Below are 14056 nucleotides of genomic sequence, written 5' to 3' on the forward strand. Positions count from 1 at the left end.
CGCGCGCTTTTCACACAAGATCTCCCGCTGGCAAGGATTGCTGCGCTGCCTGCAAGCCCTGCTTGTGCGCCGCGAGCAGCGCCGGCGGCAGGGCAAAGAGCACAGGGGTGTGGGTGTAGAGCACCCCGGCCTCGACCTTCCGCCCCGGATAGATCGCCTCGAGCGCGGCGACATAGGCGGCCATCTGGCGCAAGGTGGGCAGCGGAATCGCCTCGAGGCGCGCGGGCGGGCGGCGGGTGGTCTTGAAATCAACGACGGTGATGCGCTCGGGCGCGATCAGCAGCCGGTCGGCAGTGCCGGCGATCACCACGCCGCCAACCGTGGCGGCAAGCGGCACTTCGGCGAGCGCCTCGGGGCCGAAGATCGCGGCAAAGCGCGGATTGGCGATCACCGCCAGCGCCGATGCGGCGATCTCGGCGCGCAGGGCCTCATCAAGATCGCCCGCCTGACGCTGGAGCCAGGCCGCTGCCGCCGCAGACCGCTCGGGCACGGGCACCTCGGGCAGGCGCTCGAGCAGGCGGTGGATCAGGCTACCGCGCCGGGCGGCATACTCCAGCGCGCCTTCCGGCAGGGGCGGTGCCGCCCCGCTCTCCTCGCCCGCCGCTGACGGTGCAAGCGGGCGCGGCGGGCGCGGCTCGGGGCCGATCGGGCGGGTGAGCCAGGCCGGCAGATCGGGGAGCGGCGCCGCTGTGGCCACGCCGCCGCCAGCCTCGGCCAAGGTGAGCGGCGCCGCGCGCGTGCCAAACTCCTTGCGCCAGCCCCAGATAGGATCAGCGAGCGCCTCGCCCGCAAACAGCGGCGCGAGCCGGGCGTGCCAGCTATCGGGATGTGCCCCACCCTGCCTTGCCGCAGCCTTGCCGAGCGAGCCGCCGATAAACAGCGCTTCCTCCGCCCGGGTGAGCGCGACGTAGAGCAGCCGCCAATGCTCGGCGAGCGCGGCGCGCTCGGCTGCCGCGGCAGCCTCGGCCAGTTTTCCTGCACGGGCCTCCTTGGGGAGGGGCGGGATCGGCACCATGCGCGCCCGATCAGCCGCAAGACCGAGCGGATCGTCGGCCAGTTCGAGCGCGCCCGGATCGCCGGGCGGCGCGGCGGCATCGGCCAAGATCACGATCGGCGCCTCCAGCCCCTTGGCGCCGTGCACCGTCATCACCCGCACCAGCCCGCGCGCGGCATCGGCATCGCGCTTCACGTCGCCGCTGCCGGCATCGAACCACGCAAGAAAGCCCGCAAGGCTCGGCCAGTAGGCGGCCTCGTAGGCAAAGGCGGCGTTGATGAGCTCATCGAGCGGGTCATTGGCCTCGCCCCCAAGCCGCGTGACCAGCCTTGCCCGCCCCTGCCACGGGCCGTTGAGCAGCCAGGCGATCAGCGCCTGCGGGGTCTGGTAATCGGCAAGGCGCAAGAGCGCGCGCAGCTTGTCTGCCACCGCGGCCACCGCCGGGGGCGCCTCGGGCCGGCGCAGATGATCCCACAGGCCGACATTGTCTGGCCGCGGGACATGGGCAAGCAGATCGTCCTGGCTCCAGCCGATGAGCGGCGAGGCCAGCAGCGCCGCAAGGCTGAGGTCATCGCGCGGCTGGGCGGCAAAGCGCAGCGCGGCGAGCACGTCGCGCACCGCGAGCGGGGCGCCAAGCCGCAGCCGATCCACCCCGGCCACCGGCACGCCGCGGGCGTGAAGCTGGGCCACGATCTGCGCGGCGAGTTCCTTGCGGCTGCGCACCAGCACCATGATATCGCCCGGACCGGCGTGGCGCCGCCCGCCCTTTTCGAGCACGAAAGGCTCTTCAAGACTGACCCAGCGGCGCACCTGCTCGGCGATGCGTTCAGCGAGCAGAGTGTCATGGCGTGGCAGCCAGTCGCGCGCGGCGCCCTGCGGGGGGCTTTCCGCCTCCTGCGCGCGCTCATCCTCGCCCTCACCTTCGCCGTTCTCGGGCACCACCGGCGGCCACAGCGTCACCAGCCCCGGGCGCGCGGCCCCCTCGTGTGGATCGGGCGCGCGCTCGAGCCCGAAGGCGGCATGGCCGAGCGCTGCGATCATGCGGTTGACGAAATCGAGCACTCCGTGGGAACTGCGGAAAGAGCGGCCAAGATCAAGCTCGCGCCACTCGGGCACGCGGCGGTTGGTGCGGCTCTGCGCGATGCCCGCGCGCGCAGAGAGCACCCGCGCCCTGATGCGTTCGCGCGCACGGGCGAAATTTTCCGGGCTCGTGCCCTGAAAGCCAAAGATCGCCTGCTTGTAATCGCCCACGGTGAAGATGGTGCGCAGCCGATCCCCGCGCGCGCCTTCGCCGCTGAAGAAATCGTCGATCAGCGCCTCGACAATGTCCCATTGGCTGCGGTTGGTGTCTTGCGCCTCGTCGATGAGGATATGATCGAAGCGGCGATCGAGCTTGTAGCGGATCCAGTCGGCCGCTTCGGACTGGCCGAGCAGCATGGCGGCCTTGCGGATGAGATCGGCAAAATCAACCAGCCCCTCGTGCGCCTTGCGCGCCTCCCAGCCGAGCGCGAAGGCACGCCCGACGGTGAGCGCATCGCCGAGCACCCCGGCGCAGGCGAGGAGCGCATGGCGGGTTTCAACGTCGGCGAGCGCAGCGGCCACTTCCTCCTGGCGCTCGGTGAACCGGGGATCGTGCTTGGCCGCCCCTTCCATCTTGCGCGGCGTGCCATCGGCCTTGAGCAGGGTCTTGCGAAAGCCCGCCGCCGCGGCGGGGCGCCGGTCGTGATCGCAGGCCAGCCAGGCGCGGATGAAGGCCGCGGTCTCCTGCCCGGTCTTGGCCTTCCACGCTTCGAGCGCGGGCAAGAGGGCGATGAGGGCGTGATCAGGAAAGACATCGGGATGAAGCGGCGCATTGGCCCAGGCCGCGTCGGCATCGGCGGGGATGCCGAGCAACTGGTTCACCCGCGCGCCAATCGGCCCCTGCCAGGCCCCAGGCCCGTGCCACAGCTCATGCGCATCGGCCATGCGCATCAGCCAGCCCTGCAAGGCGCCCGGATCGCTGCGCAGAGTGAAGCGCCTGAGCGCGCCGAGCAGCGCCACATCGCCCGTTTTTTCGGCGTTTTCGACGACTTCGGTCAGCACCGCGCGCGCCAGCAGCTCGCGCTGGCGATCATCCATCACGCGGGTGCCGGGGGCCAGCCCAGCCTCCTCGGGGAAATGGCCGATCAGGAATTGGGAAAAGGCGTGGATGGTGTCGATCCTGAGACCCCCGCCGGGGCAATCGAGCACGCTCGCAAACAGGCTGCGCGCACGGGCGATGGTGGCAGGGTCTTCGTCCGCGCCGAGATAGCCCAGCTCCTTGGCCAGCACGGTCTCGGGCAGGCGCACCCAGCGGGCGAGCACGGCGTTGATGCGGTTTGCCATCTCCGCCGCCCCGGCCTTGGTGAAGGTGAGGCACAGAATCTGCGAGGGCGTGACATCCTCCTTGAGCAGCAGCCGCAAGACCCGGGCCGAAAGCACCTGGGTCTTGCCCGTCCCGGCCGAGGCCGAAAGCCAGACATTGGCCTCAGGATCGGCGGCGGGCCGCTGGTTGCCGGCAAGCGGATAGACCGCGCCGCTCATGCCCCGCCCCCGCTGCCCATCAGCTGCGGCAGCCATTCCTCGAGCCGCATCAAGTGATCATATTCGTTATAGCCCTTGTAATCGGGGTTCTCGCGCGCGGTGAAGGGCGCGCGGCCGCGGATGAAGCGGGTGATTGCCTCCTCGAGCCGCGCGGCGTGGAACGAAAGATAGTCCTCAGGCGCAAGCCCGGTGCGCGCCTGGCCCTCCTTCATCGGGGTTTCGACATAGCCGAAGCCATCGTCCTTGCGCGCCCGGCCGAGCGACCAATATTCAAACCGGCACGCCGTGCCCGTCACCACCAGGCCATCGCGGGTGAAGCGGCCCTGCCCGGCGATGAGGCCGAGCAGGCCGAGCTGGAGCGCATAGCCGGCGAGCACCTGCGGCTTGGACGGCGGCTGACCGGTCTTGTAATCGACGATGGCCAGGCTGCCATCGGGCAGGCGGTCGATGCGGTCGGCCCGGCCTTTGATTTTGACGCCCATGAACGCCATCTCGCCGTCGATCTCGCTTGCGAGCACCTCGCGGCCCTCGGCCTCGGCCGCATCGATCCATCCGGCAAATCGCTCGAGCGCATCGATCAGGCGCGGCTGCCACAGCGCCCGGAACAGCGGGTGCACCTTGGCCGCGGCAAATTCGGCCTCGGCAAGGGGGCCGATAGCGAGCGCCTCGGGGTCGGCGCCGGCAGCGGCGCGGGCCCGGTGCCACTTGTCGAGGATGCGATGCACCAGCGTGCCGCGCAGCGCCGGATCGGCGAAGGGATCGGCACCCAGCGGCTCCATGCGGGCAAGGCGCAGGATCGCCTGGGCATAGAACTGGTAGGGATCGCCCAGCAGCCGGTCGAGCGCGGTGACCTTGAGCGGCACGTCGCGCAGCGCTGGGGCCGGATCGGGCGCCGGGCGGGGATAGGGCGGTGCTGGCTCCTGCACCCGGTCAAGCCGGGGGAGCAGCGCGGGGATCGTGGTTTCGCGGTGCGCGTCTGCGAGCTTCTCGCCCAGCAGCGCCTCGACCCGCAGCAGGAATCGCGAGGGCCGTGTCGGCCCCTCAGCATCGCGCAGGGCGCGGCTCAGCACCACTTCGGGCGCGCCCATGCAGCCAGCGAGATCATGCGCGGCAAGCCCGATGCGAAACTCCGCCCCCGGAACCCCGAGCGCGCGCAGCACCGGCGGGGCAAGCAGCGCATCAGCCACCGGGGGCTGCGGCCATGACCCTTCGTTGAGCCCGGCGCAGATGACAAGATCGGCCCGAGCCATGCGCGCTTCGAGAAGGCCGTAGATGGCAACGCGCGGATGGCCACCATAGCCGGGGCGCACCGCCACCTCGTCCATCGCATCGCGCAGGATGCCGGCGATGTCGGCAGTCTCAATGATAGTGCCAAGCACGCTTGCCGGGGCGCGCCAATCCTCGATCAGGCTGCCGAGCGCGCGGCCATCCTCCTTGGCCCACAGCGACTCGCCCGCAAGGCTTTCCGCGACGCCGGCAAGACGGGTGAGCGCTTCGGCGAGCGGGATCGTTTGGGGCCAGTCGATAAGCGGCGCGATCAGCGCCTCGGCCTCGGCCCACCAGCGCGCCGCCCCTGCCCTTGCCGCCAGCGCCCGCAGCGGTGCCAGCCCCGGCGCGAGCGCGCGGCCACGCAAGGCCGCATCGAGCGCGCGCAGGCCCACCAGCCAATCGCGCCGCGCCTCCGCCTCGGCGCGCACCAGCGGATGGGCAAGCGCGGCGACCAGCACCTCGGCCGTTGGGCCTTCGGCAGAGAGCCGCGCAAGGAGGCCGAACAGGCGCCCGGCGGGGGTGAGCGAGAGCGGCTGGCCGGCGCTGTCGTCTGCGGCGATGTTCCAGCGCGCAAGGTGCTGCACCACCCGGCGCGCCAGAGCCCGATCGGCAGTGACCACGGCGATGCGCTTTGCCGGCTGTTCGAGCGCCTCGCGCACCAGCATGGCGATCGCCTGGGCCTCGATCTCGATCGTCGGGCTGGTCAGCAGCCGTACGCCCGTCAGGCGCCGTGCCTCGGCCGGAAGGCTGGCCCAGCTGCGGCTGGCCTCGGGCGGCAGGAACAGCGCCGAGATCGCCCGCGCGCGCTCTGGATGGGCGGCGGCGATCCCGCGGCGGTGCCAGGGCCGCACCTCGGCGCGGTTGATGCCCATGCGGTTGAGCAGCAGCTTCAGATGATACTGCGGGTGGGTGAGCGCATCGCCAGGGCCGAACACCGCCCCGCCCGGCTCGGCGCTCGCCCCGGCAAGGCCCAGCTCCTCCCACGCGGCATCGTCCATCAGCACGTCAAGATCGGGCAGCACCACCGCGCCCTCGGGCAATTGCGCCACCACCTTGAGCAGCCGCGCCAGCGCCGGGGCGGCGCTGGTCACCCCGGCGGCGATCACCGGGTGCGGCGGGGGCGCCGCGCGCCAGCGCTCCGCCGCGCGGGCAAAGAGAAGATTGCGCCGCGTGGCGGCATCAACCTCGCCGCGCTCTGCCAGTTCGGCCTGCCAGCGCGCCTGCACCCGGGCAAAGAGGCGGATCGAACGCTGCCAATGGACGGCAAGATCGCCCATCTGGTCGAGCACCGCGGGCGCGAGCAGATCTTCGGGCCGCTTGTCCTCAACCAGCAGGCGATCGATGGTGCGCGCCATCTCGCGCGCAAGGTTGAGCCGGGCGCGCCCGGGCAGGGGCGCAAGGCCCTCGTCGGCGCGCTCGGCGGCGATCAGCCGGGCGAGCGCGAGCAGGCGGTGGAGCGGATCGCAGGCGGGGGGAATGTCCGCCGCACCGAGCGGATCGAGCAGCGCGCCGAGCTTCTCGTCGAGATCGAGATCGCCCACCGTCACCATGCGCGGCATGAGCAGGCCCGCTTCACCCGCCTCTCCGGCATGGCGGATGAAGGCCTCGGCAAGCGTGCGCGCGGCGCGCTGCGAGGGCACCAGCAAGGTCAGGCGGGCAAGACCGAAGCCCTCGGCGCGGTAGCGCGGCACCAGCCCTGCCACCAGCGCATCGGCAAAGCCGCGGTGTGCGGCGATGGTATAGACGCGCAGGTCCCCCGGGCGCGGCTCAGCCACGCTTGAGCGCCTCCTCGGTCGGGCGGATTGCTGCAGGGGTGCCGACCTCGAACCACAGGCCGGTAAAGGACAGGCCATAGAGCCGCCCCTCGGCGATCGCGCGGTCCCACAGGATATTGGTGGAGAACGGCCCCTGCGGCGCCTCGCGCAGCAGGCGGTGGCTCACCAGCTGGATGCCGGTGAAGATGAAGGGGGCGATGCGCCCGTCGCGCCGGCGGGACAGGCGCCCGAGCGGATCCATATAAAAATCGCCCGGGCCGGCAAAATTGGCCGCGCGGGTGTGCGGCACCACCAGCAACAGCGCGTCCATGATCGCCGGGTCCCAGCGCTGCGACAGATCGGCAAAGGCGCTCCTCGGCCCATCGAGCCAGATATTGTCGGCATTGAGCGCGAAGAAGGGATCGGGCAGCAGCGGCAGGGCCTTGGCCATCCCGCCCCCGGTCTCGAGCAGGCAAGCCCGTTCGTCCGAGATCGTCACCTTGGGCCTTGCGCGCGCGAGCACATGGGCCTCGAGCGCATCGGCGAGATAGTGGACATTGACCACCGCCCGCGCCACCCCAGCCTCGGCGAGGCGATCCATGGCATGGTCGATCAGCGCCTTGCCCGCCACCCGCACCAGCGGCTTGGGCTGAGCGGCGGTGAGCGGGCGCATCCGCTTGCCGAGGCCGGCGGCGAGCACCATCGCCGTGTCAGAGGCAAGCGCGGCGCGGCTCATGGCAGCATCGCCCCATTGGCGGCGCGCAGCGCGGGCGGAATATTGGCATCAAACCAGCGCGCCACGGGCGCGAGCGCCGGGTGGGCAAGATCGCGCTCGAGCGCGGCCCACACCCGCGGGATCAGCGCCAGATAGCGCGGCTTGCCATCGCGCACCTTGAGCCGGGTGAAGATGCCGACGATCTTGGCGTTGCGCTGCGCCCCGAGCCGGGCATAGTCAGCGCGGAAATCCGCGCTGTCCGCGCCCGTGAGCGCGGCGTAATGGGCAAGCATCGCGTCTTCGAGCGGCGCGGGCACATCGCGCCGCGCATCCTGGAGCAGTGAGACGAGATCATAGGCCGGGTGGCCCACCAGCGCGTCCTGGAAGTCGATCAGCCCCTGCGGCGCGCCGGGCTGGCCGCCAAGCAGCATGATGTTCTCGGCGTGATAGTCGCGCAGCACGGTGACCCCGGGCTGCTGGCGGGCGATGAGGGGGGCGAGCACCTCCTCCCAGGCCGCGGCAAAGCCTGCCGTATCCACCTCCAGCCCCTGCGCCGGGCAATACCATTCGACAATCAGCGCCGCCTCGCGCTGATAGGTCGCCATGTCATAGGGCGGGAACGGCCCGGGCGGCAGGCGGTGGAGCGCCGCCAGCGCCGCAACCGCGGCCTCATAGGCGGCGCGCTCGTGCTCGGGATGGGTCTCGAGCCAGTCGCGCATCCGGTCATTGCCGAAGTCCTCGGTCAGCACGAAGCCGGCCTCTGGCGCGGCGGCAAGGATCGCCGGCGCGCGCATCCCGTGCGCCGAAAGCCAGCGCGCCACCGCGAGAAAGGGCGCCGGGTCCTCGTGCGGCGGCGGGGCGTGCATCAGCATCGCACGCGCGCCATCGCTGCGGCTGAGGCGGAAATAGCGCCGGAACGAGGCATCGCCGGGCAACGGGCTGATGGCGGCCCCTTCCCAGCCGGCTTCGGCCAGAAACGCAGCAAGGCCATCGGGCAGGGTGTTCATGGCATGCGCCCTAGCCAATCGGCCCCGCCGCGGGCAATCGCAATCCGCCCGCCCGCGCCGCTTTCCCCCACCATTTCCAACGCGATCGCAAGGCAGGCAGGTTCGTGGGAAAAGCCGCCGGCATGTTCGGGCCATTCGGCGATCAGCACCGCGCCCTCGCGATATTCCTCAAGCCCCAGTTCGGCACATTCCTCGGGCCTTTCAAGCCGGTAGAAATCAGCATGGACCACCGGCAGGCGCAGCGGCGGGGACGGATAGGTTTCGATGATGGTGAAGCTCGGTGAAGGCACTTCGTCGGCGTGGCCGAGCGCGGAGATGATCGCCCGGGCGAGCGTGGTCTTGCCCGCGCCGAGGCCGCCTTCGAGCGCAACCACGTCGCCCGGCCGCAGCCGCGCTGCGATCGTGGCGCCATAAACGGCCACGGCGGCAAGGTCGGGCAAAGGCGTGCGAGTCTCGCGCAAGGCCGGCAGCTCCTAGGGCAGGCGGATGGTCGCGGTGGTGCCCGCGCCCTCGCGGCTGACGATCTCGAGCGTGCCCTCGTGCGCGGCGATGAGCTGGCGCGCGAGCGGGATTCCGAGCCCGCTGCGGCGCTCGGGCGCGCCCTCACCCCCTTGCGCGCGGGCCAGCTCGGCCGCACTCATGCCCCGGCCATTGTCGGTGATGACGATCTCCACCGCCATGGCGCTGCCCTCGGGCGCCTTGCGCAGTTCGATCACGATCCTCCCTCCCGCGGGCGTGCCGGCGATGGCATTGTCGATGAGATTGCCGATCGCGCGGCCAAGCTGGCGCGGATCGGCCTCGATCACCCGCCCGCGGCGCCCCTTGAGATCGAGGCTGAGGCCGACGGCGATGATCGCCTGCTCGCGCGCGCGCACCAGCGTGGTGAGAAGGGCAAGCAGATCGAGGCGCTCCTTGCGGATCGGCAGCAGGCCGGCCTCGCTTTGCGAAAGGTCGAGCACGTTTTCGACCTGCTCGGTGAGCCGCGCCACCGCGGCAAGGATAGCATCGAGAAACTCCCCGGCCTGCTCGGGGCCGCTCGCCGCGCCGGCCTTGAGCAGCTCGGCATAGCCGGCGATGGTGGTGAGCGGGGTGCGGAACTCGTAGGACATGTTGGCAAGGAAGCGCGCCTTGACCGCATCGGCCTCCTCGAGCGCGGCGGCGCGTTCGCGCAGCGCCTGCTCGGCCTTCTGCGAATCGGTGATGTCGAGCACGGTCAAAAGGCCATTGCCATCGGGCAGCGGGATCCCGGCAAAGCGCAGGGTGCGCCCATCGGCAAGCGCCACCTGACCGCCCTTCTCGCGCCGGTCGAGCGTGGCGGCGCGCACCGCCGCGCCGATTTCGGCAGCCTCCGCAGGCCGGGCAAGATTGGCGCTGATCGCGCCCAGCAGTTCCTCGGCGCTGGGATGGGCATCGAGCAGTTCGGGGGGCAAACCCCACGTGCCGGCAAAGCTGCGGTTCCACAGCTGCACCGAGCCATCGGGGGCGAAGATCGCCAGCGCCTCGAACAGGCTGTCGAGCGTGGCGGTGCGGGTGCGCAACAGGGTATCGCGCACCGCCGAGAGCTTGAGGCTCTCGGTCCGGTCCTCGGTGATCAGCACCAGCCCGCCATCGGGCATGGGCTGAGCGACCACGCGCAAATGGGTGCCGCCGGGCAGCGGCCATTGCTCCTCGATGCTCTCGCGCAGCTCGAACCAGCCCAGCCGCTCGCGCCGCCACTCGGGAAAATCGCGCACCTCCGGGGTGTGCCCGCCCTCGCGCGCCTCGGCGAGGAAGCGGTCAAACGGCGTGCGCGCCTCGAGCGCCTCCTCGCTGAGCGCGAACAGGCGGCGGAACGGCAGGTTGGCAAAGGCGAGGCGCTCCTCGGGGTCGAACAGCGCCACCCCGACCGAGAGCTGATCGAGCATCGCCCGCTGCGCCTCGCGGAAGGCGCGGAAGGCGCGCGCCACCTGCTGCTGTTCCTCGATGTCGATGGCATAACCCGCCACGCCCTCCTTGCCGAGCGGCATTTCGCTCACCCGCAAGGTGCGGCGCGCGCCGTGGAGCGTGGCGGCAACGATGCGCTCGGACTTGTCCTGGCGCGCGAGCGCGGCGCGGGCGATCTCGGCGGGGGAGCGCCCGTCCTCAGGCTCGAGCAGTTCGATCTGCTGCTCGACCACCTCGGCGGCGCTGGCTGCGCCCACGGCATCGACATAGGCCTGGTTGACGAGCTGGAGCGAAAGGTCCGGCCCGCGGAACCACATCGGCGTGGGCGCAGCCTCGATCAGGCCGACGAGCGCGGCAAAATCGCTGGTGGCGCGCGCCGCGGCGGCACGCAGGCGGGTGAGTTCGGCGTGGCTTTCGGTGAAGTCGAAAACCCACACCAGCGCCGCCCCGCCGGGCGAGACCTGCGGATCGGCCAGCGTGCCGTGGAACATCAGGCTGCGCGCCCCGCCCACGGGGTTTGCCACCATGCGGAAGGGCGCGGCGCTTTTCTGGGTGGTCTGGATCTTCGCCCAGAGCCGATCGAGTTCGGCCTTGGCAAGCCCGCCGCCCGCCGCCTCGCCCTCGGGCGCGGCAAGCTCGCTCAGATAGGCGGGCATGGCATCGAGGCCGAGCATCCGGGCGAGCCGTTCCGGCCCTTCGATCCGGCCATCGACTCGCACCAGCAGCGGCACTGCCGGTGAGACATCGAGCAGCGCCTGCATCCGCCTGAGGCTCGCCTTGAGCGTGCGGGCCCGCCGCAAGGAGGCGCTGGCGCGCAGCACCACCACGCCCGCCCCCGCCGCCCAGGCGGCGAGCACCAACGCGATCAGCACAAGCGAAAGCGGCGAAAGGCTCATCCCGCCACCGCTATGCCGAGCCGCGCGTCAGTGCAACGCCCGAGCGGGGGAGGCGTCCGGCCCAAGCCCGCAATGTGGGCGCGCGCACCGGCGCGGCGATCAATAGCGATAGTGATCGGGCTTGAACGGACCGTTCTGCGGCACCCCGATATAGGCGGCCTGCTTGGGGGTGAGCTTGGTGAGCTTCACCCCGAGCTTTTCAAGATGCAGCGCGGCGACCTTCTCGTCGAGGTGCTTGGGCAGCACATAGACGTCGTTGTCGTATTCGTGCGACTTGGTGAACAGTTCGATCTGGGCCAGCGTCTGGTTGGTGAAGCTCGCGCTCATCACGAAGCTGGGGTGCCCGGTGGCGCAGCCAAGGTTCACCAGCCGCCCCTTGGCCAGCACGATGATCGACTTGCCATCGGGGAAGGTGACGAGATCGGTGCCGGGCTTGATCTCCTTCCACTCGTAGTTCGACAGCGCCGAGATCTGGATCTCGCTGTCGAAGTGGCCGATGTTGCACACGATCGCCATCGGCTTCATCGCCATCATGTGCTCGGCGGTGATCACGTCCTCGTTGCCGGTGGCGGTGACGAAGATGTCAGCCCGCTTGACCGCGTCTTCCATGGTGACGACCTCGAAGCCGTCCATCGCCGCCTGGAGCGCGCAGATCGGGTCGATCTCGGTCACCATCACCCGCGCCCCGCCATCGCGCAAGCTGGCGGCCGAGCCCTTGCCGACATCGCCATAGCCGGCAACGCAGGCAACCTTGCCGGCAAGCATCACGTCAGTCGCACGGCGGATCGCGTCAACCAGAGATTCCTTGCAGCCATAGAGGTTGTCGAACTTGGACTTGGTGACCGAGTCGTTCACATTGATCGCCGGGAAGGGCAGCTTGCCCTGCTTGGCGATCTGGCAGAGCCGCATGACGCCGGTGGTGGTCTCCTCCGAGACGCCCTTGATGTTCTTGACCGTGCGGGTGAGATAGCCCGGCTTGGCCGCGACAAAGGCCTTGAGCGCGCGCTGGAACTCGATCTCCTCGGCATTGCCGGGCGCGGGCAGCTCCTCGCCTGCCTCGATCCGCGCACCCCACAGGGCGAACATGGTGGCATCGCCGCCATCATCGAGGATCATGTTGGCGGTGAGATCGGGATCGGCCTCGCTCGACCAGTCGAAGATGCGCCCGACATAATCCCAATATTCGCCCAGGGTCTCGCCCTTCACCGCAAACACCGGGATGCCCCGCGCGGCGATTGCGGCGGCGGCGTGATCCTGGGTGGAAAAGATGTTGCAGGTGGCCCAGCGCACCTCGGCGCCCAGCGCCACCAGGGTCTCGATCAGCACCGCGGTCTGGATGGTCATGTGCAAGGAGCCGGTGATGCGCGCGCCCTTCAATGGCTGCGAGGGGCCATATTCCTCGCGCAGCGCCATGAGACCGGGCATCTCGGTCTCGGCAATCATGATCTCGTCGCGGCCAAAGGGGGCAAGCGCGATGTCCTTGATCACATATTCATGGGTCGGGGTGGCGGCGAGGGTGGCCATTGTCTCATTCTCCTGGGCACATGTCTGGCACACGCACAGGCGTGTTGGGGTGCTCTTGGCAAAGCCCCTAGCGACAGGGCGCGCCCGAGGCAAATATAAACTTATCTTTATATGTCTATTTGTTGCCCGGCGCCCGCGCGCGCGATAGGAAGCGCGCAAACCAACACCCCTCATGCAAGGATGTGACGATGACCATTGCCGTTGGCGACAAGCTTCCCGATGTCACCCTGATCAAGGCCACGCCCGAAGGGCCGCAGCCGGTCAAGACCAGCGAATATTTCGCCGGCAAGCGCGTGGCGCTGTTCTCGGTACCGGGCGCCTTCACGCCCACCTGCTCGGCCAAGCACCTGCCCGGCTTTGTCGAGAAGGCCGCCGAACTCAAGGCCAAGGGGGTGGACGAGATTGTCGGCACCGCGGTCAATGATGCCTTCGTGATGAATGCCTGGAACAAGGCCGCCGGCAGCGACGACATCACCATGCTCGCCGATGGCAATGGCGAATTCGCCGAGGCGCTGGGCCTCACCATGGATGCCTCGGGCTATGGCATGGGCAAGCGCGGGCAGCGCTTCTCGATGGTGGTGAACGACGGCGTGGTCGAGCAGCTCAATGTCGAGGCGCCGGGCGATTTCAAGGTCTCGAGCGCCGAATACATGCTCAGCCAGCTCTGAAGCCTTGATCGGGGCGGCGCGGCGCGCGGCGGCCCGCCCCTTGGTCACACGGCGCCGCGCCTCAGGTGAGCGGCGGGGCGCCCGCCGCCACCCACAGCGCCAGCGCCGCGGCAATCGCCGCTGCGCCAAGGCCGCGCGCCCAGGGCGTGGGACCGATCCCGGCGACGCCGGCCAAGGGCGGCCGATCTCCGCTCAGCATCGGGCTCAGCAAATCCTCGCCCTTCACCGTATAGAAGGTGATCGCCGCGAGGTGCAGCGCAGCCAGAGCGACGATCACCCAGAAGAAGCTCTCGTGAATCTCGGTGATGGCATCGGCGGAGCGCACCCCCACGAGCGGGTTCAATGGCCCGGTCGTCCCGTCGAAGGGATCGCCAGCAAAGAGGCCAAGGCTGACCTGCACAAGCATCGCGCCGAGCAGCACCAGCGTGCTCCACCCGCCGAGCGGCGAATGGCCGATGGCAGGCCCTGCCTGCCTGTCACCGCGCAGATAGGCAAGCACCGCGCGCGGCCCCTTGACGAACTGGCCAAAGCGCGCGGTATCGGGTCCAAGAAAGCCCCACAGCAGCCGGAACGCCAGCAGCCCCAGCAGCACGAGGCCGAGGCGCTTGTGCAAGGCCCATTTCTCGTTCTCGGCCGTCCACCACAGCGCCGGGATGAGAATCGGAAAGCTCCAGTGAACGAGGCGCAGGAAAGGGTCCCACACCCGCACATCGCGGGGCCGCACCGACGCGGCGCCTGGCGCCT

The 14056-nt window shown here is 70.0% G+C and carries 9 protein-coding genes; 1 reads left to right on the plus strand and 8 read right to left on the minus strand.

Going from position 1 to position 14056, the window contains the following annotated elements:
• Positions 1 to 10: 10 nt before the first annotated feature.
• From addA to ahcY, 7 genes are all read right to left on the minus strand, one after another.
• Entirely contained in the window at positions 11 to 3556 is a 3546-nt protein-coding gene (gene addA, locus G524_RS0102650; RefSeq protein WP_027442319.1) for a double-strand break repair helicase AddA, read from the minus strand.
• Entirely contained in the window at positions 3553 to 6600 is a 3048-nt protein-coding gene (locus G524_RS0102655; RefSeq protein ID WP_027442320.1) for a PD-(D/E)XK nuclease family protein, read from the minus strand. The genes addA and G524_RS0102655 overlap by 4 nt, the downstream gene beginning before the upstream one ends.
• The gene (locus G524_RS0102660; protein ID WP_027442321.1) at positions 6593 to 7315 is read right to left on the minus strand and encodes a nucleotidyltransferase family protein; all 723 of its coding nucleotides are present in this window, start codon (positions 7313 to 7315) and stop codon (positions 6593 to 6595) included. The genes G524_RS0102655 and G524_RS0102660 overlap by 8 nt, the downstream gene beginning before the upstream one ends.
• A complete protein-coding gene (locus tag G524_RS0102665) occupies positions 7312 to 8301 on the minus strand; it encodes an aminoglycoside phosphotransferase family protein (protein WP_027442322.1) in 990 nt (329 codons plus the stop codon). Before G524_RS0102665 ends, G524_RS0102660 begins: the two co-directional genes overlap by 4 nt.
• Positions 8298 to 8762 (minus strand): tRNA (adenosine(37)-N6)-threonylcarbamoyltransferase complex ATPase subunit type 1 TsaE, encoded by a 465-nt coding sequence (gene tsaE / locus G524_RS0102670; RefSeq protein WP_027442323.1) that lies wholly within the window; start codon positions 8760 to 8762, stop codon positions 8298 to 8300. The genes G524_RS0102665 and tsaE overlap by 4 nt, the downstream gene beginning before the upstream one ends.
• Before the next feature lie 12 nt (positions 8763 to 8774).
• Complete coding sequence (locus tag G524_RS0102675; RefSeq protein ID WP_027442324.1) at positions 8775 to 11120, minus strand: PAS domain-containing sensor histidine kinase; 2346 nt, start codon at positions 11118 to 11120, stop codon at positions 8775 to 8777.
• Positions 11121 to 11219: 99 nt separating this feature from the next.
• Positions 11220 to 12644, minus strand: a complete 1425-nt coding sequence (ahcY, locus tag G524_RS0102680; RefSeq protein ID WP_027442325.1) for an adenosylhomocysteinase — start codon at positions 12642 to 12644, stop codon at positions 11220 to 11222.
• Between the two features lie 188 nt (positions 12645 to 12832).
• Between ahcY and G524_RS0102685 the strand changes: the two genes are divergently transcribed.
• Positions 12833 to 13312 carry a peroxiredoxin gene (locus tag G524_RS0102685; RefSeq protein ID WP_027442326.1) on the plus strand — a complete coding sequence of 160 codons (480 nt, stop codon included), beginning with the start codon at positions 12833 to 12835 and terminating at the stop codon, positions 13310 to 13312.
• Between the two features lie 61 nt (positions 13313 to 13373).
• Here the strand turns inward: G524_RS0102685 and G524_RS0102690 are convergent, their stop codons facing one another.
• A complete protein-coding gene (locus G524_RS0102690; RefSeq protein ID WP_027442327.1) occupies positions 13374 to 14036 on the minus strand; it encodes a cytochrome b/b6 domain-containing protein in 663 nt (220 codons plus the stop codon).
• Between the last annotated feature and the right edge of the window lie 20 nt (positions 14037 to 14056).

The organism is Erythrobacter cryptus DSM 12079 (genome assembly GCF_000422985.1).
Taxonomy (GTDB): domain Bacteria; phylum Pseudomonadota; class Alphaproteobacteria; order Sphingomonadales; family Sphingomonadaceae; genus Erythrobacter; species Erythrobacter cryptus.

Coding starts and splice junctions, on each gene's coding strand:
- addA (WP_027442319.1), bottom strand. CDS start 3,556: ATGAGCGGCGCGGTCTATCCGCTTGCCGGCAACCAGCGGCCCGCCGCC.
- G524_RS0102660 (WP_027442321.1), bottom strand. CDS start 7,315: ATGAGCCGCGCCGCGCTTGCCTCTGACACGGCGATGGTGCTCGCCGCC.
- G524_RS0102665 (WP_027442322.1), bottom strand. CDS start 8,301: ATGAACACCCTGCCCGATGGCCTTGCTGCGTTTCTGGCCGAAGCCGGC.
- G524_RS0102675 (WP_027442324.1), bottom strand. CDS start 11,120: ATGAGCCTTTCGCCGCTTTCGCTTGTGCTGATCGCGTTGGTGCTCGCC.
- ahcY (WP_027442325.1), bottom strand. CDS start 12,644: ATGGCCACCCTCGCCGCCACCCCGACCCATGAATATGTGATCAAGGAC.
- G524_RS0102685 (WP_027442326.1), top strand. CDS start 12,833: ATGACCATTGCCGTTGGCGACAAGCTTCCCGATGTCACCCTGATCAAG.